Source organism: Qipengyuania mesophila (assembly GCF_019711655.1).
In the GTDB taxonomy this organism is placed as follows: Bacteria; Pseudomonadota; Alphaproteobacteria; order Sphingomonadales; family Sphingomonadaceae; genus Qipengyuania; species Qipengyuania mesophila.
The window spans coordinates 571,663-592,520 of record NZ_JAIGNU010000001.1; the positions used below are offsets into that span (position 1 = coordinate 571,663).

Sequence of the window (20,858 nt, forward strand, 5' to 3'; positions counted from 1 at the left end):
TGGCCCGCGCTAGAGGAAGGGTTCCTCGCCCGGCTTGTGGATGCCGCATTCGACCTTGTCCCAGCCCGACCAGCGACCTGCGCGGGGATCTTCGCCCTCGCCCACCTGGCGGGTGCAGGGCGAGCAGCCGATGCTGGGGAAGCCACGTTCGACCAGCGGGTGGCGCGGCAGGTCGTGCGCTTCGAAATAGGCGGCGATATCCTCCGCCGACCAGTCGATCAGCGGATTGATCTTGAGCCGGCCCTGCGCGTCGGAAGTGTCGATCTCGAAGCGCGGCAGGTTCGCCCGTGTCGAGGACTGGAAGGCCTTGCGTCCGGTGAAGCTCGCGTCGAAGCCCGCGAGCGCTTTCGCCAGCGGCTTGACCTTGCGCAGGTCGCAGCAGCCGTCGGGGTCGTAGGACCAGCGCAGCCCGCTCGCGTCGCGCGTTTCGAGATCGGCAATCTCGGGATAGAGGTCGATGCGGTTGAGCCCCAGCCGCTCGGTCAGCTCGTCGCGATAGGCGAGCGTCTCGGGGAAATGCTTGCCGGTCTCGAGGAACAGCACCGGCACCGTAGGATCGACCTGCGCGATCAGGTGCAGCAGCACCGCGCTCTCGGCGCCGAAGCTAGACACCACCGCCATGTCCCCCACCAGGTTGCCCTCGATCACCGCGCGCAGCCACTCCTCAGTCTCGCTCCCGCGGAACATGCGGTTGAGGCGGATGGCGTCCTGCTCGGTGAAGCGGGGCCCCGTGTCGAGCCGGTCGATGGCGCGCAACTCGTTCATGCGTGGCGCTTGGCCCAGATCGGCGTGCGCGCGTCGGCGGCGGTCTGGTAGACTTCGGGCCAGCGCGCGAAGGCCGCGTCGACATCGTCCATGTCGAGCTGCTGGTCGGGCTCGAAGGCGTCGAAGCCGCAGCGGCGCATATAGGCGAGCTGGTCGACCAGCACGTCGCCCACCGCGCGCAGCTCGCCGTCATAGCCGGCTTCGCGCAGGATACGGGCGGAGGAATAGCCGCGCCCGTCGCCGAAGGCGGGGAAGTTCACCTCGACCAGCGCCAGCCGTTCGAGATGCGGCAGCAGCGCGCGGGCATCGTCGCCCGGCTCGATCCGCACCGCGGAGGCATTCGACTGGTCGAGAAAGGAATCGACGGTCACCGCCGGATGGTCGACGGGCTCGTCGTCGCGATAGCGCAGCGTCTCAGCCATAGAGCGCCTCCTTGAAGGGGTTCATGCCGATGCGGCGATAGGTGTCGAGGAAGCGCTCGCCGTCCTGGCGCTCGCGTTCGTAGACGCTGGTGACGGTCTCGACCGCATCGACGATGCCGTTCTCGTCGAAGCCGGGTCCGGTGATCTTGGCGAGGCTGACGTCCTCCGCCTCGCTGCCGCCGAGCAGGAGCTGGTAGTTCTCCACCCCCTTCCGGTCGACGCCGAGGATACCGATATGGCCCGCATGGTGGTGGCCGCAGGCATTGATGCAGCCCGAGATCTTGAGCTTGAGCTGCCCCAGCGTGGCGGTCTTGCCGGTCTCGGCAAAGCGCTCGGAGATCTTCTGCGCGATCGGGATCGAGCGGGCATTTGCGAGGCTGCAATAATCGAGCCCCGGGCAAGCGATGATGTCCTCGATCGTATCGAGATTGGGGCTGCCCAGCCCGGCCTCGTCGAGCGCGGTCCACAGCGCGTGGAGATCGGCCTTGCGGACATGCGGCAGGACCACGTTCTGCGTGTGCATCACGCGCAGCTCGTCGAAGCTGTAATCCTTGGCGAGGTCGGCCATTAGCCGCATCTGCTCCGCCGTGGCGTCGCCGGGGATGCCGCCGACCGGCTTGAGGCTGATCACCGCCGCGACATAGCCGGCTTCCTTGTGCGGCACGGTGTTGCGGTCGACCCACAGCGCGAAATCGGGATCGCTGCGATCGATCGTCTCGGGGGTACCCGCCTCGAACAGCGGGTCCTCGAAATAGGCCTTGATCCGCTCGAGCTCGGCCAGCGGCGGTTCGACGCCCTGGTCGAGCAGATGCGCGAATTCCTCCTCGACTTGGCGCGTGTATTCCTCGGCGCCCAGTTCGTGGACGAGGATCTTGATCCGCGCCTTGTACTTGTTGTCGCGCCGACCGTAGCGGTTGTAGACGCGCAGGCAGGCTTCCGAATAGGTCACCAACTGGTCGAGCGGGACGAAGGAATTGATGCAGGGCGCGATCATCGGGGTGCGCCCCATGCCGCCGCCGACATAGAAGGCCGCGCCCAGCTCGCCCGCCTCGTTCTGCACGATCTGGATGCCGATGTCATGCAACCGCATGGCTGCACGATCGGTGTCGCTGGCGATCACCGCGATCTTGAACTTGCGCGGCAGATAGCTGAATTCGGGGTGGAAACTCGACCATTGGCGCAGAAGTTCGGCATAGGGGCGCGGATCCGCGACCTCGTCCGCCGCGGCGCCCGCGAAATGGTCCGAGCTGATGTTGCGGATGCAATTGCCGCTGGTCTGGATGGCATGCATCTCGACCTTCGCGAGATCGGCGAGGATATCGGCCGCTTCCTCCAGCCTTATCCAGTTGTACTGGATGTTCTGGCGGGTCGTGAAATGGCCGTAACCGCGGTCGTATTTCTCGGCGATGTCGGCCAGCGCATGCATCTGGCGGCTGTCGAGCGTGCCATAGGGGATGGCGACGCGCAGCATGTAGGCGTGGAGCTGGAGGTAGAGGCCGTTCATCAGCCGCAGCGGCTTGAACTGGTCCTCGGTAAGCTTGCCTTCGAGGCGGCGTCGCGCCTGGTCGCGGAATTCCTCGACGCGAGCATCGACCATCGCCTGGTCGTAGCTATCGTATTTGTACATCAGATCACCCAATTACCGATATCGGGATCGGCAGGCTTGAGGGTCAGGTCGGGGCGAACGGTCGGGCCGAGCGCGCGGACGCGCTCCTTGATGTGCGACGGCCGGGGGGAGCCCTCGTGCATTTCGGCATCGACCGCATAGGGCGAGTTAACCCGGCGCGCGGCTTCCTCGCGGCGGGCGATCTCGTCCTCGCCACCGGTCACGTCGGCGGCGTCCTCGACATGGATCGACCAGTCGCTGCCGGTCCACCAAGTGACCGCCCCGGTCTTGAGGTCGTTGCCGGTGAGTAGCCTCATCGTGCAGCCTCCTGCGCCTGGCGCGCGAGCGCCGCGGCATTGCGTGCTGTCACCTCGCCGATCACGATCAGCGCCGGGCTGACGACCGCCTCGCGCTCGACCAGCTCGGGCAGGCCCGCGAGTAATCCGCGCAGCACGCGCATTTCGGGCCGCGTGCCGTTCTCGATCACCGCCACGGGCATGTCGGGCGCGAGCCCGTCCTCGATCAGTTTCTCGGCGATCTGCGGCGCGGTCTTGACGCCCATGTAGATCACCAGCGTACGGCCCTTGCCCGCAAGGCCGGCCCAGTCCTGGTCTTTCAGCCCCTTGCACTGGCCGGCGACGAAGCTGACGATGGAGGACGCCTCGCGATGCGTCAGCGCGATCTGCGCCGCCGCCGCGGCGCCATTGGCCGCGCTGATGCCGGGGACGACTTCGACCGGCACGCCGGACTGGTGCGCGACCTCGGCTTCTTCGCCGCCGCGCCCGAAGATGAAGGGATCGCCCCCCTTCAGGCGGACGACGTCCTCGCCCGAGCGCGCGATGCGCACCAGGAGGTCGCTGATTTCCTGCTGCGGCAGGGTGTGGTGCGAACGGCGTTTGGCGACCGAGATCAGCTCGGCATCCTTGCGCGCCAGGGCGAGGATCGCCGGGTCGACGAGACCGTCATGGACGATGACGCGCGCGCGTTCGATCAGCCGCGCGGCGCGGATTGTCAGGAGGTCGGGATCGCCCGGCCCTGCGCCAACGAGAAAGATGGTTCCGGTATTTGACATGGCCGCAAGATGCGGATCGCGGCCAATTGGCGCCAATCACAATGCGTGTTCGGTGTGGAAGCCGAGATTTTGAAACCGGCGCTGTGCGCCCGGCAACCTATTCTTTCGCGGTCGAAGCCCCGCCCTTGCCCTGCGCCATGATGTCGATCAGCCGGTCGAACTGGTCGCTCGAGCGGATGTGAAGGTCGCGCTGCGGGAAGGGAATTTCGACGCCGTTCTCCTTGAACAGCCACCACAGTTTCTTGAGCACTGCGCTGCGCACATTGCCCACGCCCTCCTCCGGATCCTGGATCCAGCAGTGGATGATGAAATTGACCGAACTGTCGCCGTACTCGCTCATCCACACGGTCGGCGGGGGAGCCTTGAGGATCCGGTCGCAGCTCTTCGCCGCTTCGAGCATCAGCTCTTCGGCGAGCTTCATGTCGGCTTCGTAGCTGACCCCGACGGGCACCTGCATGCGCACGTTCTTCGACGAGTAGGACCAGTTTTCGACCTGGTTGATCATCAGATTTTCATTGGGGATCAGATATTCGCGCTGGTCGCGCGTGGTAACCGAGACCGCGCGTATGCCGATCTTGCGGATCTGGCCGAAACTCTCGTTGCCCGCCATGTCGGTCACCGCAATGACGTCGCCCGGCTTGATCGAGCGGTCCATCAGCAGGATGATCCCCGCGATCAGATTGCCGAAGGTCTTCTGCAGACCGAAACCGATCGCCAGACCGAAGGCGCCCGAGAACACCGCCAGCGCCGTGAGGTCGATCCCGAGCAGGTCGATCCCGAGGAAGAAGGCCGCCGCCCAGACGAGGATCGTGACGATCTTCTCGGCCAGCAATTGCTGCGCCTCGTCGAGCCGGGTCATCCGGCGCATCAGGCGCCGCCCCATCTTGCTGACGAACCAGGCGAAGACGAGAACGCCGACGATCACCGCGCTGACGATCAGCACGTCGAACAGCGAGATACGGAAGGATCCGAACGACAAGGCCACGGCGTCGAGCGTGTCGATCACCGAGCCGACCGTCTCGCTCTTCGAGCTCAGCGCCTCCTTGGCGCCTTCGGCGGCGGCGACGGCGCTCTCCTCCCTGACCGGCTCGGCCAGGCTCCAGGCCTGTTCAACCGGAGGAGCGGAGGCGGTACTGGCCACGCTGGTCGGGGTTTCGCCCTGCACGTCTATCCTTCGTTCATCGCCGCGAAGCCCTGCGCGAGGTCGGCGATCAGATCGTCCTTGTCTTCGAGTCCGATCGATAGCCGGATGGCATGGCGATCCTCAAGCCCCCATCCCGGCGGGGGCCAGGACATGACGCTGCGCACCGGCTCGACATCGAAGGGGAGCGCGAGGCTCTCGAATCCGCCCCAGCTGTAACCGATGCCGAACAGGCGCAGCGCATCGACCAACCGGCAGCGCGCGGCGTCGTCGCGACCCTTGAGCACGAAGCTGAAGAGGCCGCAGCCGCCGGTAAAGTCGCGTTGCCAGATCGCATGGCCAGGCGTGCCCGGGAGCATGGGCGAGAGGACGTGCGCCACATCGTCGCGCGCGTCGAGCCATTCGGCGATGGCGAGCGCGGTCGCGCTCTGGCGGTCGAGCCGCACGCCCATGGTCCGCAATCCGCGCAGGGCCAGCGCGGCATCGTCGGGCGACACCACATGGCCCAGCTGCTGCGCGCCCAATCGCAATCGGCGATACCAGCGCTCGCCCGCGCTGGCGGCACCCATCATCACGTCCGAATGACCACCGACATGCTTGGTCAGCGCAGTGATCGATATATCGCAGCCGTGCTGGAGCGCCTGGAAGCCGAGCGCTGTCGCCCAGGTATTGTCGACCAGGCTCACCGCGCCCTTTTCGCGGGCGATGCGCGCCAATGCCGGGATGTCGCAGACTTCCATCGTCAGGCTGCCCGGCACCTCGAGCATCACCGCGCGCGTGCGCTCGCAAAAAGCCGCTTCGTAGGCCTCAAGGTCGAGCGGGTCGAAGAAACGGTGCTCGATGCCAAGGCCCTTCAGCAGGCCCGTCGCGGCGTTGCGCGTCGGGTCATAGGAATTGTCCGCCACCAGCAGCACGTCGCCGCTGCGCAGCGCCGCCAGCAGGGCACCGACCAGCGCGGCAAGGCCGCTGGGATAGAGCACGGTTCCCGCCGCGCCCGGCTCGAGCGCGGTCAGCGCCTCGGACAGCGCCCATTGCGTCGGCGCGCCGCGGCGGCCGTAGAAGAACTGCCCGTCCGCATTGTGCGCCTTGCGCTCCCTCAGCTCGGTGCAATCGGCATAGAGATGCGTGCTCGCGCGCCAGACCGGCGGATTGACGACATGCTGCGCGAAATCGCCCGAGCGCCCCCCTGTGACGAGGCGTGTCGCGCGCCGGTCATTGGCATCGTCTCCCCCCGCCATGGTCAGCGCGACGCCCCCTTTCCCTTTGGCGTGCCCGGATCGCCGCCCCATTCGAGCCAGCTGCCGTCGTAGAGTGCGACGTCGTCCCTGCCCGCAAGATGCAGGCCGAAGGCGAGGACGCAGGCGGTCATCCCGCTGTTGCAGGAGGTGACGACGGGCTTGTCCGGATCGACACCGGCATCGGCGAACAGCGCGGCAATTTCGCCGGGTGCGCGATAGGTGCCGTCCTCGGCGAAGAGCTGCGGAAAATGCAGGTTTGCCGCGCCGGGAATATGACCTTCGGATCCGCTGGCCTCCTCGCCTGCGAAGCGCGCGGCATCGCGCGCGTCGACGACCTGCTCCGCGCAAGCCTCGCAGTTGGCGAGCATCTCGGCCTTGGTGCGGACTTCGCGGACCGGGCTCGGCAGGGGAAAGTCGGTCTGGGCGCAGACTGCGGGGCCCTCGTCGAGGCTCCGACCTTCGGCCTTCCACTTGGCGAGGCCTCCGTCGAGAATGGCGACGTTCTCGAAGCCGTAGAGCCGGAAGATGAACCAGGCGCGCGCGGCGCTCCGGATCTGGCTGTCGTCATAGAGGACCACCCGGTCGCCGGGCGCGATCCCCAGCCTGCCCAGCCGGTCGGCGAACTGCCTCGCGCTGGGCAGCGCTTTGGGCACGTCCGATGCCGGATCGACGAAGGTGAACAAGTCGAGGAAACGGGCGCCCGGGATATGCGCCGTGTCGAAATCGGCGGCGGCGTTGCGGGGCGAGTCGGGCAGATGCAGCGTGGCATCGAGCACGACGAGGCCGTCCGCCCCGAGCCGGTCGGCAAGCCATTGGGTCGAAACGAGACTATCCATCTCCGCCCGGTTAGCGGGCGCAGCGGGCGAAGTCGAGCTAGGCAAGCTCGCGCTGGGCGATCGGGGCGTAGCTGCGCGGTCCCTCGTCGAGGTTGAACGGCTGGACGCGCGAGCCGCCGGGAACGCCCTGTCCGACAACGAAGGTCTTGACCAGCGCCTCTTCGCCCGGGCCGTCGATCCGCACGCGCAACAAGGGCACGAGCAGCGGGTGGCGGCCCTGGCGGATGACATGCGCCTGCGCGAGCGGCAATTGCACCTGTCCCTCGATCGTGGCGCTCTGGTGCGGCCCGATGCGCGCGATCTCGTGGCGCCGCTCGAGGGCGGTCGCGGCGGTGGCGAGCTGCTGCTCGACCGGCAGCGCGGCATGCGCCGATACGAGGTCGAGCCCCACCGCCAGTTGGGTCAACGGCGCGCCGGTGCGGTTGGCGAGCGTCATGCGATACTTGAGCGTCGCGAAGGCGGCGCTGCGGATGAGCTTCTCGTGCTCGATCGACACCGCGAGGGCATCGGGCAGCGACGCGGCGGGCGTCGCGCCGGCGCTGGCGACGACCGGGCGCTCGATTTCGGGCACCACGGCCTCGCGCCGGCGCTGCCAGGCGACGAAGCCCGCGCCGAGCAGCGCGAGGAGGCCCGCGACCGCAGCGACGGGCAGCCACCAGGGAAACTCCTCGCCCGGCGCCTCGGTCTGCGGCGTGGCCGTTGCGGTGGTTGCCGGAAGAGGGTCCGCGGGAGTCGGAAGTGCTCGCGGCGCTGTCGTTTCGGGCGCGGTATCGGCCTGCGGCGGCGGCGCGGAGGCCTGCGGCTGCGCCGGGCTGGTCGCCACCGCTCGCTGCGTCACCGTCGGGAGCGGGCTCGGCACCGGCGTCGGCCCGGCGGTCGGGACCCGCGTCGGCTGCGCGGCCGGCGTCGCGCTCGGCTGCGGCGTCGGGGTCGCCGCAGGGGTCGGGGTCGGCGTGTTCACGGCGCGCGGCGCGATGGGGACGCCGGCGCGAGTGTCGGCGGGCCCCTGCGCCTGCGGGCTCGCCGTGGGCGTCGGTGCGGGCTGGAGCGAGAAATCGCTCGCCGACTGCGCTTGCGCCATGGACGGCAGTGCGGCGGCAAGGGCGAGCAGGGAAAGGCGGGTCGAAAGGTGCTTCACGGGGGATCGTTTCGCAGGAAAAGGCGCACAGTGCGGAGCCGCGCTGAATAGGTACTGAAGCGCGCGCTTCCAAGCCCCGGCTTGCGCTGGCGAGCGCTTCGCGGCAGGAGCGCGGCATGAGCGACACACCTGCCCCCAAGTTCCTCGGCGCGAATACCGCGCTGCCCGCCTCGCCCGACGAGGCCGAGCTCGACTACGTCCCCAACCCGCGCCGGGGCCAGCTCTACATGGTCCGCTTCGCCGCGCCCGAATTCACCTCGCTGTGCCCGGTCACCGGCCAGCCCGACTTCGCGCACCTCGTGATCGACTACGCCCCCGGCGAGACGATCGTCGAATCGAAGAGCCTCAAGCTGTTCCTCGGATCGTTCCGCAACCATTGCGGCTTCCACGAGGACGTGACCGTCGGCATCGGCCAGCGGCTGTTCGACGAGATGCGGCCGCAGTGGCTGCGCATCGGCGGCTATTGGTACCCGCGCGGCGGCATCCCGATCGACGTCTTCTGGCAGAGCGGCGCCCCGCCCGCAGGCCTGTGGCTGCCCGACCAGGGCGTTTCCTCCTATCGCGGACGCGGCTGACGGATGAGCGGCGCGCCGGCGCGAATCCCGCTGCCCGAACGCCTCGAGCGCGATCCGGGCGCGCTGGCCGAGGAACTGCGCGCGGTCGTCGCGCGCGATCCGCGCAACATTGGCGCCTGGCGCTGGCTCGGCCGCGCGCTGCGCAGGGTCGGCGAGGAGGACGCGGCGGGCGAGGCCGAGATGGCCGCGATCCGCGCTACCGCGCTCGAACCGCAAATGGTCTCGATCGCCGCGGCAATGCTCGACAACGACCTGCAGACCGCCGAACGACTGCTGCGCCAGCGGCTGCGCGACCAGCCGACCGATGCCGCGGCGATCAGGCTGATGGCCGAACTCGCCGCGCGGATCGGCCGGCTCGGCGATTCGGAGACACTGCTGCGCCGCGCGCTCGAACTCGCCCCCGGCTTCACCGCCGCACGCGCCAACCTCGCCAACGTCCTTTACAAGCAGAGCCGCTACGAAGAGGCCGCCGCGGTGCTCGACGAGGTCATCCTGCGCGACCCCGCCAACCCCGGCAACCGCAACCTCATGGCCGCGACGCTCGGGCGGATCGGCGATTACGACGAGGCGCTCAGGCTCTATGCCGAGCTGGTCGAGACCTTCCCCGACCACGCCAAGCTGCAGATGAGCTACGGCCACATGCTCAAGACGGTCGGGCGGCAGGAGGACGGCGTCGCCGCCTATCGCGCGGCGCTGGCGGTGCAGCCCGATCTCGGCGAGGTCTGGTGGAGCCTCGCCAATCTCAAGACCGTGAAGTTCACCGACGAGGACGTCGCCGCGATGGAGGCCGCGCTGGCGGGCGATCCGGGCCACGAGGATGCGCTCCACCTCCATTTCGCGCTCGGCAAGGCCTATGCCGACCGGCACGAGGCCGAGGCGAGCTTTCGCCACTACGATCGCGGCAATGCGCTGCGCAGCGAGGAGCTGGGCTACGAGCCCGGGACGATCACCGCGCTGGTCGACCGGACGATCGAGGTCCTCACCCCCGATTTCCTCGCCGCGCACGAGGGCGTCGGCGATCCGAACCCGGACCCGATTTTCATTCTCGGCCTGCCGCGCGCGGGTTCGACGCTGCTCGAACAGATCCTCGCCAGCCACAGCCAGGTCGAAGGCACGATGGAACTGCCCGACATCCCCGCCATCGCCATGCGCGAGGCGAAGAAGGCCGGCGGCGAGCTGCGCGACTGGCCCGATGCGGTGGTCGAGCTGCCGCGCGAGCGCTTTGCCGAGCTGGGCGAGGAATTCCTCGCCCGTACCCGCGTCCAGCGCAAGAGCGGCAAGCCCTTCTACATCGACAAGCTGCCCAACAACTGGAGCTATGCCGGTTTCATCCACCTGATCCTGCCCCATGCGAAGATCGTCGACGCGCGCCGCCATCCGCTGGATTGCTGCTTCTCGAACTTCCGCCAGCATTTCGCCAAGGGCCAGGGCTTTTCCTATTCGCTCGACCACATCGGCCGCTACTACGCCGACTACGTGCGCGCGATGGACCATTACGATGCGGTCCTGCCCGGCCGTATCCACCGCGTGATCCACGAGCGCCTGCTCGACGATCCCGAGACCGAGGTGCGCGCGATGCTCGCCTATCTCGGCCTCCCCTTCGAGGAGGCCTGCCTCGCCTTCCACGAGACCGACCGCGCGGTGCGCACCGCCTCGTCCGAACAGGTCCGGCGTCCGATCAACCGCGACGGCGTGGGCCAGTGGCAGCCCTTTCGTGCGTGGCTGGGCCCGCTGGAAGCGGCCTTGGGCGATCTTCCGCAAACCTACGCGCGCTAGCAATTTCCTTGCGCCCGGCCACGGCTTTGCGTGGCAATTGTGCCATACAATCGACAGAAAGCTGTGTGCAATCGACCGAGGGGGGCCCGTCGGGCTTGGCAAACCGCCTGAAAAATGGCGGTTATGTGACTGGGTCGTATTTAGGGAGGTAAACATGCCATTCGAGCCTTCGACGCGTCGCCTGTCTCTTGCCGCGAGCCTGCTCGCCGGGACGGCCCTGTCGATTTCCACGCCGGTCCTCGCGCAGGACACCGGGGACACCGCGGCGACGGCACCGACCGACCGCAACGTCATCATCGTCACCGCCAACAAGCGCGAACAGGATTTGCAGGACGTTCCCGCCTCGATCACGGCATTCGGGACCGAGAAGCTCGACCAGCTCCAGGTCAACGAGCTGCAGGATGCAGTCAAGTTCCTCCCCTCGGTCACCATCCAGACCGCCGCGCCGGGCTTCAGCCAGATCTATTTCCGCGGTGTCGCGAGCGGCGAGAACGCCAACCACTCGGCCTCGCTGCCGACCGTCGGCACCTATCTCGACGAAATGCCGATCACGACCATCCAGGGCGCGCTCGACATCCATGCCTATGACCTCGCGCGGGTCGAGGCGCTCGCCGGGCCGCAGGGCACGCTCTACGGCGCCAGCTCGATGGCGGGCACGATCAAGATGGTCACCAACCAGCCCGACTATGGCGACAGCTACGGGGCGATCGACCTCGAGGGCAACATGGTCGCCCATGGCGACCTGGGCGGGACGATCGAAGGCTTCTACAACTTCGCCCTGTCCGACCGCGCCGCGCTGCGCGTGGTCGGCTGGTATCGCCACGACGGCGGCTACATCGACAACATCCCCGGCAGCCGCACCTACCCGACCTCGGGCATCACGCAGAACAATTCGGCTTTTGTCGAGGACGACTACAACGACGTCGACACCTATGGCGGCCGCATCGCGCTCGGCATCGAACTCGACGACAACTGGACGATCCGCCCGACCGTGATGGGCCAGGTCCAGACCGCGCATGGCAGCTTCGCACAGGAACGCTCGACCGCGGTCAACGACGATTTGCAGACCGTGCAGTACAATCCCGAATATTCGAAGGACAAATGGCTGCAGGCGGCGCTGACCGTCGAGGGCAAGATCGGCAATTGGGACCTGGTGGCGACCGGCGGCGGGTTGTGGCGCAAGGACCGGGTCGAATCCGACTATTCGGACTACGCCTATTTCTACGATGCTCTCTATGGCTACGGGGCCTATTTCTACGACAACAATTACGACCTCGTCAGCCCCAACCAGTACATTCAGGGCGGCGACAAATACCGCCGCGCCTTCGGCGAAATCCGCATTTCGAGCCCGCAGGATGCGCCCGTGCGCTTCATCGGCGGCCTGTTCGCGCAGCGCCAGAAGCACGAGATCACGCAGAACTACATCGTCGACGGCATCGCCGACATCAATGTGGTGCCCGGCACCGGCAGCGATATCTGGCTGACCCGGCAGGATCGCACCGACCGCGACTATGCGGCCTTCGGCGAGATCAGCTTCGACGTTACCGACGCGCTGACGCTGACCGGCGGCGCGCGCCTCTACAAATACAAGAACTCGCTGATCGGCTTCTTCGGCTATGCGCAGAACTTCTCCTCGCGCACGGGCGTTTCGGCCTGCTTCACCACCGACGGACCGCCGCTCAACGAAAATCCCGGCGGGACGCTGGCCGCGCCGGTGGTCGACGGCACGCCCTGTACCAATCTCGACAAGACCACGTCCGATACCGACGCGATCTACAAGCTCAACGCGACCTACACGATCAATCCCGACGTGCTGGTCTATGCCACCTGGTCGCAGGGCTTCCGCCCGGGCGGCATCAACCGGCGCGGGACGCTGCCGCCCTATGGCCCGGACTCGCTCGACAATTACGAGTTCGGCTGGAAGACCCGTTTCGGCGACGTCACCTTCAACGGCGCGATCTACCAGGAGGACTGGAGCGACATCCAGCTGTCCTTCCTCGGCGAAAACGGCCTCACCGAAATCCGCAATGCCGGGATCGCCCGCATCCGCGGGATCGAAGCCGATTTCACCTATGCCGCGAACGGCCTCACCCTGTCGCTTTCGGGCAGCCTGAACGATGCGGAGATCCGCCGCGATTTCTGTCGTATCGCCAACCCGGATTTCGATTGCACCTTCGATCCGGGCGATGGTCGGACCAACGCGCTGCTCGCTTCGGCGGGCACCGCCCTGCCGGTGACCGCCAAGTTCAAGGGCAATGCGCTGGCGCGCTACGAATTCCCGCTCGGATCGTGGGATGCGCATGTTCAGGGGGCGGTTGCCCACATCGGCAAGCGTCGCAGCGACCTGCGCGACTTCGAGAACGCGCTCAAGGGCTTTTTCGACCCCTACACCACGGTCGATCTGAGCTTCGGGGTGAAGAAGGACGGCATGCGGTTCGAACTCTTCGCCACCAACCTGTTCGACGAACGCGGGGTGATCAACAGCGGGGTCCAGTGCCTCGAAACCACCTGCGGCGATCCCGACGGGCTCAGCACGACGGGCGGCGTCTTCTACGATGTCGTGATCAAGCCGCGGATCGTCGGGCTCAAGGCCGGGTTCGATTTCTGATCCGGTGACCACGCCGAACGACACCACGGAAAGGCCGGGCCGCAAGCTCGGCCTTTTCGCTGCCATCGCGCTGGTCGTCGGCAACATGATCGGATCGGGCGTGTTCCTGCTGCCCGCCAGCCTCGCCCCCTTCGGCTGGAACGCCGTTTTCGGCTGGCTGGTGACCATTGCCGGGACGCTGGTGCTGGCCTGGCTGCTGGCAGTGCTGACCAAGGCGCTGCCCGCGGCGCGCGACCCGATGGGTTTCGTCGAGGAGGGCTTCGGCGAGGTGGCCGCCTTCCTCGTCGCCTGGATCTACTGGGTCTCGGTGTGGACCGCGGTGGTCTCCATCGCGGTGGCGGCGATCAGCTATCTCTCGGCCTTCGTCCCCTGGATCGGCGCGACGCCGATGGCGCCCGCGCTGTGTTCGATCGCGCTCGTCTGGGCGATGACGCTGATCAATCTGCGCGGGGTGCATGCGGCGGGCAATTTCCAGATCCTGACGGTCGTACTCAAGACGCTGCCGCTGCTCGCGGTGATCGTCGTCGCGGCGATCGTGCTCGGCAATGGCAGTGCCGAAATCCGGCCCTACGAGGCCGCGACGATCAACGGCACCGATTTGCGCGGTGCGGCGACGCTGACGCTGTTCGCGCTGCTCGGCTTCGAATGCGCCAGCCTCGCCGCGGCGCAGGTCGAGAACCCCGAGGTCAACGTGCCGCGCGCGACCATGTGGGGCACGGCGCTGACCGGCCTCATCTACCTGCTGGTGTGCTCGGCGGTCGCGCTGATGCTGCCCGAGGCGGAGGCGGTGGCCTCGCCCGCCCCGCTGGCGAGCTTCGTCGCGCGTTACTGGTCGGAAGAGGCGGCATCGCTGGTGACCGTCTTCGCCATCATCAGCTGCGTCGGCGCGATCAACGGCTGGGTGCTGATGCAGGGCGAACTGCCGCGCAACATGGCGATGCGCCGGATGCTGCCCACGTGGTTCGCACGGACCGACGCGCGCGGCACGCCGCTGCAGGCGCTGATCGCCTCGAGCGTGATCGCGACGCTCTGCCTGCTGCTCAACGCCAGCCGCTCGATGCAGGCGATCTACGAATTCGTGCTGCTGCTTTCGACCAGCGCCGCGCTGTGGCTCTATCTCGCCTGCGCGCTCGCCGCGTGGCGGCTGCGCATCGCGCGCATGGTCGCGCTGCCGGGCGCCGTCTACGCGGTCTGGACCTTGTGGGGTGCGGGCTGGGAAGCGAGCGGCTGGAGCCTGGTGCTGATGCTCGCGGGCCTGCCGCTCTACTGGTGGGCGCGGCGCCGCTAAGCCGCCAGCGTATCGAGCCAGCGCGCGGCCAGCTCGCCCGCCTGCTCGGCGCTGAAGGGCGCGCCGCCGAGCGACAGTTCGAGCCACAGCCCGTCGATCAGCGCGGTCAGCGCGATCGCGGTCAGCGCCGGGTCGGCGAGCTGCGGGCACCATGCGACGAGCAATTGCTCGAGCCCCTCGCGGAAGTCGCCATAGACCTCGGCCCGCACCGCCGCGACGGCGGCATCGCTGCGCGTCAGGCTCCAGAACGCCACGTAGCTCGCGAGCAGCTCGGGCGAGGCGATCGGCGGGCGGAAGCTGGCGGTGAGATAGGCGAGCACGCGCGCGCGCGGGTCCCCTCCCGCCTCGGCGACCGCCTCGGCCAGCGCCTGCTCGATGCGCGCGCCAGTCCAGCGATAGGTTTCGGCGATCGCCTCGGATACGCCCGCGAAATAATGCCGCAGCAGGCCGGGGGAGACCCCCGCCTCGGCGCAGATCGCGCGCACCGAGACTCCCGCCGCACCCCTCGCGGCGAGCACGCGTCCGGTCGCCTCGATCAGGCTCTGGCGGCGCGCATCGGGAGCGGCGCGGGTAAAGGCCGGTTGTGTGGTCATGGCAAGCTTGTTATACGAACGTATAGCAAGGAGGGCGCGATGGCAACGCAGGCGGATGTACTTGGTCAACCAGACCCGCTCGACGGCTGGAGTCTCCCGGCCTGGACCTATCACGACGAGGAATTCCACCGCCTCGAACTCGACCGCATCTTCCGCCCCAGCTGGCAGGTCGTCTGCCACGTCAGCGATATTCCGAGCCAAGGCGACTGGCACACGCTCGATCATTGCGGCGAAAGCGTCATCGTCGTGCGCGGCAAGGACGACGTTCTACGCGCTTTCACCAATGTCTGCCGCCATCGCGGCTCGCGGCTGGTCGACGGCGCCGCCGGCTGTGCGAAGAAGCTCGTGTGCCCCTACCATGCCTGGACCTACGATCTCGACGGCCGGTTGACCGGCGTTCCCGACAGCGCCAGCTACCCCACGCTCGACAAGACCCGCGCCGGACTGGTTCCGGTCGAACTCGAGAGCTGGCGCGGCTTCGTCTTCGTCCGGCTGGAAGACGACGGTGGCCCGTCCGTGGCGCAGATGATGGCGCCCTACGAAGCCATGATCGAACCCTATCGCTTCGAGGACCTCGGCGCGCTCGGCCGGGTCACTCTGCGCCCGCGCGACGTCAACTGGAAGAACGTCGGCGACAATTATTCGGACGGTCTCCACATCCCCGTAGCCCACCCGGGTCTCACCCGTCTGTTCGGGAAGAGCTACGGCGTCGAGGCCGAGGCGAATGTCGATCGCATGTGGGGCGACATGGTCGAGCGCGAGAGCGCCAACCTGTCCGAACGCATGTACCAGAGGCTGCTGCCGCCGGTCCCGCACCTGCCCAAGGAAAGCCAGCGCCACTGGCTCTACTTCAAGCTGTGGCCCAACGTCGCCTTCGACATCTACCCCGACCAGGTCGACTTCATGCAATGGCTGCCGACCGGGCCGACCACCTGCCTGATCCGCGAGATCAGCTATGTCCTGCCCGACGACAGGCGCGAAATGCGCGCCGCGCGCTACTGCAATTGGCGGATCAACCGCCAGGTCAATGCCGAGGACACAGCGCTGATCACCCGCGTGCAGGGTGGCATGGCCTCGCGCAGCTTCTCGATGGGCCCGCTATCCGACAGGGAAGTCTGTCTCAAGCACTTCTGCAAGCGCATGCGCGACATCATTCCCGAAGCGCGCCTCGAGCGCCAACCCGCTGCCGGCTGGAGCCATACATGACCAAGCAATACGACGCCGTGATCATCGGCGCAGGCCATAACGGCCTCGTCTGCGCCTTCTACCTCGCGCAGGCGGGCCTCAAGGTGCGGATCGTCGAGCGGCGAGATGTCGTCGGCGGAGCAGCGGTGACTGAGGAATTCCATCCGGGCTTCCGCAATTCGGTGGCGAGCTACACCGTCAGCCTGCTCCAGCCCAAGGTCATCCGCGACATGCGGCTCCACGACCACGGCTACCGCGTGATCGAGCGCCCGATCTCGAACTTCCTGCCGCAGGAGGATGGCGGCTACCTCAAGCTCGGTGGCGGGCTCGAACGGACGCAGGCCGAATTCCGCAAGTTCTCCGATGCCGATGCCGAGGCACTGCCCGCCTACTACGATGCGCTCGAGGGCGTGGCCGAAGTTCTCCGCGACCTCGCGCTCAAGAGCCCGCCCAATGTCGGCGAAGGTCTCCGCACGCTGCTTTCGGGCGCGGCGCAAGGCTGGGGCATGGCCAAGCTCGGGCTCGAAGCGAAACGCGACATTCTCGACCTCTTCACCAAGTCGGCGACCAGCTTCCTCGGCCAGTGGTTCGAGAGCGAGGCGGTCAAGGCAGCCTTCGGCTTCGATGCGGTGGTCGGCAACTATGCGAGCCCCGATACGCCGGGCAGCGCCTACGTCCTGCTCCACCACGTCTTCGGTGAGGTCAACGGCAAGAAAGGCGCCTGGGGCCACTCGGTCGGCGGGATGGGCACGATCACGCAGATCATGGCCGATGTCTGCCGGAAATGCGGGGTCGAGATCAGCCTCGAAGCGCCGGTCGCCGAGGTTCTGGTCGACGGCGATGCAGTTGCCGGCGTCCGCCTCGAAAGCGGCGAGGAGATCGCGGCGAAGCGGGTCATCGCCAATGTCGGACCGAAGCTGCTCTACGGCAAGATGCTAGCGGAGGGCCACCAGCCCGAGGATTTCCGCCGCCGTATGCGCGGCTTCAAGGCGGGTGGCGGCACCTTCCGCATGAATGTCGCGCTCAGCGAACTGCCCCGGTTCACCGCCCTCCCCCAACCCGGCGAGCACCACCAGTCGGGCATCATCCTCGCCCCGACGCTCGAATACATGGACAAGGCCTTCCTCGACGCGAAGGCGCATGGCTGGTCGAAGAAACCGATCGTGGAAATGCTGATCCCGAGCACGGTCGACGACAGCCTCGCCCCTCCCGGACAGCACGTCGCCAGTCTGTTCTGCCAGCAATTCGCACCCGAACTCCCGGACGGACGGAACTGGGACGAAGAGGAAGACGCAGCCGCCGACACCATCATCGACACGGTCGAAGCGGTCGCGCCCGGCTTCCGCGCCTCGATCCTCGGGCGGCAGGTGCTCAGCCCCAAGGGTCTCTACGACAAGTTCGGCCTCGTCGGCGGCGACATCATGCATGGCCATATGAGCCTCGACCAGCTGTGGTCGGCGCGGCCTGTGCTCGGCAACGGCGCCTATCGCGGACCGGTGAAGGGCCTCTACATGTGCGGCGCTGGCACCCACCCGGGCGGCGGTGTCACCGGCGCGCCGGGCCACAATTGCGCGCGCGAGGTCATTTTCGACCGCGGCAACTGGCGGAGGTTTTCGGCGATTTGACCGCTCCCCGAGCGGTGCTACGCCTGTGCGAAATCCAGAAAGGAATTGTCCGAATGCGTGCCAGCCTGATTGCCGCGAGCCTGCTCGCCCTTGCCGCCGCTCCCGCCTCCGCGAAGAGCACCCCGGCCGCCGTGCAAGAGGTCGTCGACCTCTCGAAACAAGCGATCGGGATCCGCTCGGTGCGCGGCGACGGCAACGAGACCGGCAAGGTCGCGGAACTCTTCCGCGACACGCTGCTCAAGGGTGGATGGTCGGCCGACGACATCGAAATCGTCCCAGTCGACGATACTGCCTACCTGATCGCGACCTGGCCCGGCAGCGATCCCTCGCTCGGCCCGATCGTCATTTCCGCGCATATGGACGTAGTCGAGGCCAAGCCCGAGGACTGGGAGCGCGATCCCTTCACCGCCGTGGTCGAAAACGGGATGCTCTATGGCCGCGGTTCGAGCGACACCAAGTTCGACGCGGTCCAGGCGATGGTCGCCACGATCCTGCTGCGCCAGCAGGGCTTCAAGCCGAAGCGCAGCATCGTCATCGCCTATTCGGGCGATGAAGAGACGACGATGATCACCTCCAAGATGATCGCCGAGAAGCTCAGGGACGCCAAGCTGGTGCTCAATGTCGATGGCAATTCGGGCGTCCTCGACGAGACGACCGGCAAGCCCGCATACTGGGTCTGGCAGGGCGCCGAGAAGACCTATGGCGACTTCAAGCTCGAGGTCACCAATCCCGGCGGCCACAGCTCGGCGCCCACCGACACCAATGCTATCGCCCAGCTTTCTGCTGCGCTGGCGCGGATCGGCGCCTATCGCTTCACCCCCGAGGTGAACGACATCACCCGCGACTATTTCACCAAGGCGGCCGATTTCGAGGGCGATCCGCTGCTCGCCGCCGCCATGCGCGCCTTCGCCAAGGACCCCGAAGACAAGGCTGCGATCGCTGTATTGCGCGCCAACCCGGCCACAATTGGTTCAATCGGCACCACCTGCGTGCCAACGATGATCGAAGGCGGGCATGCGCTCAATGCACTGCCGCAGCGCGCCACCGGCTACGTCAATTGCCGCATCTTCCCGGGGCACTCGAAAGCCTCGATCATCGCCGAGCTGAAGGACGTCGCCGACGAACCCGCGCTGACGATCGAGGAGATCAATCCGGAGTATGTCACCGAGGCCGATGCCTCGCCCTACGACAAGACCTTCGTCGATGCCGCGACCAAGGCGATCCGCGCCTCCTTCGGCAATGTCCCGATCATCGCCTCGCAATCCTCGGGCGCGTCGGACTCGATGTGGTACCGTGCGCTCGGCGTGCCGAGCTACGGCGCGAGCGGCACCTTCATGAAGGACAGCGACGGCTATGCGCACGGGCTCAACGAGCGCGTGCCGATCACCAATATCGCCAAGAGCATCGACTACTATCACGTGCTGCTGACCGAACTGGCGTCGAAGTGAGGGCGCTCGCCCTCGCCGCCGCGCTGATCGCCGCGCCCGCCTCGGCGGGGTCGCTCTATGTCGAGACCGGCGGGCTGCTCGATGTCGCAAGCGGCACAATTGCGGCGGGGCAATGCATCCTCGTCGAAGGCGAACGCATCGCGCGCGTGGAGGCCTGCGGGACCACCCCCGAAGGAGCCGAGCGGATCGACTGGTCGGCCTTTACCGTCCTCCCCGGCCTCATCGACCTGCACACGCACCTCGCCGATGCGGGGCAGGACGCCGACCTCGCGCTGCCGCTCAAGACTTCGCCGCAGCTGACCGCGCTGACCGGGGCGCACAATGCCAAGGTTACGCTCGAGGCCGGCTTCACCACCGTGCGCGACGTCGGGACCTATCGCGGGCTGACCGACGTCGCCTTGCGCGATGCGATCGATCGCGGGCTCGTCCCCGGGCCGCGCATGTTCGTGGCGGGCGCTTATCTCACGCATCCGGGCGGGGGCGGCGAATTGAACGGCGTGGTCCCCAACGACCAGCTGCCCGCCGACATGCGGCTGGGCGTGCTGACAACCGCAGAGGACGCGCGCGAAAGGGCCGAATTCCTGTTCGACCACGGCGTCGACTTTCTCAAGATCATCGCCACCGGCGCGGTGCTCGCCATCGGCACCGAGCCCGGCGAGCCCGAGGTGACCGAGGAGGAGATGCGCGCCGCGATCGCCGTGGCCGAGGCGCATGGCAGCTATGCGACCGCGCATGCGCATGGCGCCGAGGGAATCAAGAACGCCATCCGCGCCGGCGTCCGCAGCATCGAGCACGCCAGCCTGATCGACGAGGAAGGCCTTGCCATGGCCGAGGCGCAGGGTGTCTGGCTGGTGATGGACGTCTTCAACGGCGACTGGATCGACGAGGTGGGCACGCGCGAGGGCTGGCCCGAGGAATATCTGCGCAAGAATCGCGAGACCACGCAGATCCAGCGCGACAATTTCCGCCGCGCGGTCGAGATGGGCGTGCCGCTCGCCTTCGGCAGCGACGCCGGCGTCTATCCGCATGGCATCAATGCGCGCCAGTTCGCCTATATGGTCGCAAACGGCATGACTCCGGCGCAGGCGATCCGCGCGGCAACGCTGAGCGCCGCAACGGTGATCGGGCACGAGGACGAGCTGGGATCGATCGCGCCGGGCAAATATGCCGACCTTATCGCGGTCGCAGCCGATCCGCTGGACGATGTCACCACGCTAGAAGACGTCGCCCATGTAATGAAAGGCGGCGCGCTGGTGCGCTAAGGGGAAAGATCGGTAGAACCGATGGCGGAGAGGGATGGATTGGCCTTCGTTTCGCTTCGGCCCTCTGCGGCGCTTTCGCGCCTCCGAGTCCGACCCTGAGGGTTCTCAGCCGCTCGCGTATCCGCCCCGGCCCATGCCTGGCGGCATAGGCCCGTGGCGGTGCGGTCAGTCTGGTCGCAACTTGTCTCCAATTGAAGCAGATATCCCAAAAGCCAACAATCTCAGTCCATGAGCCTCTTTGCCATTCGACTGTGCGACATAGCGGCGGGGCTAGCGGACT

18 protein-coding genes are annotated in these 20,858 nt (G+C 67.3%); 8 read left to right on the forward strand and 10 right to left on the reverse strand.

The window, feature by feature from the left end; genetic code table 11:
• Positions 1-9 precede the first annotated feature (9 nt).
• From K3181_RS02865 to K3181_RS02905, 9 genes are all read right to left on the reverse strand, one after another.
• Entirely contained in the window at positions 10-765 is a 756-nt protein-coding gene (locus tag K3181_RS02865) for a phosphoadenylyl-sulfate reductase (RefSeq protein WP_221600614.1), read from the reverse strand.
• Positions 762-1,187: a DUF934 domain-containing protein gene (locus tag K3181_RS02870; protein WP_221600616.1), complete on the reverse strand. Its 426-nt coding sequence runs from the start codon at positions 1,185-1,187 to the stop codon at positions 762-764. Before K3181_RS02870 ends, K3181_RS02865 begins: the two co-directional genes overlap by 4 nt.
• The gene (locus tag K3181_RS02875; protein ID WP_221600618.1) at positions 1,180-2,814 is read right to left on the reverse strand and encodes a nitrite/sulfite reductase; all 1,635 of its coding nucleotides are present in this window, start codon (positions 2,812-2,814) and stop codon (positions 1,180-1,182) included. The genes K3181_RS02870 and K3181_RS02875 overlap by 8 nt, the downstream gene beginning before the upstream one ends.
• Positions 2,814-3,110 carry a DUF2849 domain-containing protein gene (locus K3181_RS02880; RefSeq protein ID WP_221600619.1) on the reverse strand — a complete coding sequence of 99 codons (297 nt, stop codon included), beginning with the start codon at positions 3,108-3,110 and terminating at the stop codon, positions 2,814-2,816. The genes K3181_RS02875 and K3181_RS02880 overlap by 1 nt, the downstream gene beginning before the upstream one ends.
• Complete coding sequence (gene cobA / locus K3181_RS02885) at positions 3,107-3,865, reverse strand: uroporphyrinogen-III C-methyltransferase (RefSeq protein ID WP_221600621.1); 759 nt, start codon at positions 3,863-3,865, stop codon at positions 3,107-3,109. Before cobA ends, K3181_RS02880 begins: the two co-directional genes overlap by 4 nt.
• 97 nt (positions 3,866-3,962) lie before the next feature.
• Entirely contained in the window at positions 3,963-5,030 is a 1,068-nt protein-coding gene (locus tag K3181_RS02890; protein ID WP_221600624.1) for a mechanosensitive ion channel family protein, read from the reverse strand.
• 2 nt (positions 5,031-5,032) lie between these two features.
• The gene (metC, locus tag K3181_RS02895) at positions 5,033-6,244 is read right to left on the reverse strand and encodes a cystathionine beta-lyase (protein WP_221600626.1); all 1,212 of its coding nucleotides are present in this window, start codon (positions 6,242-6,244) and stop codon (positions 5,033-5,035) included.
• Between the two features lie 2 nt (positions 6,245-6,246).
• Positions 6,247-7,080 (reverse strand): sulfurtransferase, encoded by an 834-nt coding sequence (locus tag K3181_RS02900; RefSeq protein WP_221600628.1) that lies wholly within the window; start codon positions 7,078-7,080, stop codon positions 6,247-6,249.
• A 37-nt stretch (positions 7,081-7,117) separates the two neighbouring features.
• Positions 7,118-8,218, reverse strand: coding sequence for a hypothetical protein (locus K3181_RS02905; RefSeq protein WP_221600629.1), 1,101 nt, complete (start codon positions 8,216-8,218; stop codon positions 7,118-7,120).
• Between the two features lie 116 nt (positions 8,219-8,334).
• Here K3181_RS02905 and queF point away from each other — a divergent pair, with 116 nt between their 5' ends.
• The 4 genes from queF to K3181_RS02925 all read left to right on the forward strand — a co-directional run bounded on the left by queF (position 8,335) and on the right by K3181_RS02925 (position 14,465).
• Positions 8,335-8,793 (forward strand): preQ(1) synthase, encoded by a 459-nt coding sequence (gene queF / locus K3181_RS02910; RefSeq protein ID WP_221600631.1) that lies wholly within the window; start codon positions 8,335-8,337, stop codon positions 8,791-8,793.
• Between the two features lie 3 nt (positions 8,794-8,796).
• On the forward strand, positions 8,797-10,569 hold the full coding sequence (locus K3181_RS02915) for a tetratricopeptide repeat-containing sulfotransferase family protein (RefSeq protein ID WP_221600633.1): 1,773 nt from the start codon (positions 8,797-8,799) through the stop codon (positions 10,567-10,569).
• 154 nt (positions 10,570-10,723) lie between these two features.
• Positions 10,724-13,177, forward strand: a complete 2,454-nt coding sequence (locus tag K3181_RS02920; protein WP_221600636.1) for a TonB-dependent receptor — start codon at positions 10,724-10,726, stop codon at positions 13,175-13,177.
• A gap of 4 nt (positions 13,178-13,181) precedes the next feature.
• Positions 13,182-14,465 carry an amino acid permease gene (locus K3181_RS02925; protein ID WP_221600638.1) on the forward strand — a complete coding sequence of 428 codons (1,284 nt, stop codon included), beginning with the start codon at positions 13,182-13,184 and terminating at the stop codon, positions 14,463-14,465.
• On the opposite strand, the gene K3181_RS02930 is transcribed toward K3181_RS02925, so the two are convergent.
• Positions 14,462-15,058, reverse strand: coding sequence for a TetR family transcriptional regulator C-terminal domain-containing protein (locus K3181_RS02930; RefSeq protein ID WP_221600640.1), 597 nt, complete (start codon positions 15,056-15,058; stop codon positions 14,462-14,464). The two genes, K3181_RS02925 and K3181_RS02930, sit on opposite strands and share 4 nt — an antisense overlap.
• A 39-nt stretch (positions 15,059-15,097) precedes the next feature.
• Between K3181_RS02930 and K3181_RS02935 the strand changes: the two genes are divergently transcribed.
• From K3181_RS02935 to K3181_RS02950, 4 genes are read left to right on the forward strand one after another with little or no spacing between them, the layout of a single operon-like run.
• A complete protein-coding gene (locus K3181_RS02935) occupies positions 15,098-16,264 on the forward strand; it encodes an aromatic ring-hydroxylating oxygenase subunit alpha (RefSeq protein WP_221600642.1) in 1,167 nt (388 codons plus the stop codon).
• Positions 16,261-17,868, forward strand: a complete 1,608-nt coding sequence (locus K3181_RS02940; RefSeq protein ID WP_221600644.1) for a phytoene desaturase family protein — start codon at positions 16,261-16,263, stop codon at positions 17,866-17,868. The genes K3181_RS02935 and K3181_RS02940 overlap by 4 nt, the downstream gene beginning before the upstream one ends.
• A gap of 53 nt (positions 17,869-17,921) precedes the next feature.
• A complete protein-coding gene (locus tag K3181_RS02945; protein WP_221600645.1) occupies positions 17,922-19,316 on the forward strand; it encodes a M20/M25/M40 family metallo-hydrolase in 1,395 nt (464 codons plus the stop codon).
• Complete coding sequence (locus K3181_RS02950; protein ID WP_345725437.1) at positions 19,313-20,578, forward strand: Xaa-Pro dipeptidase; 1,266 nt, start codon at positions 19,313-19,315, stop codon at positions 20,576-20,578. Before K3181_RS02945 ends, K3181_RS02950 begins: the two co-directional genes overlap by 4 nt.
• Positions 20,579-20,858: the final 280 nt, after the last annotated feature.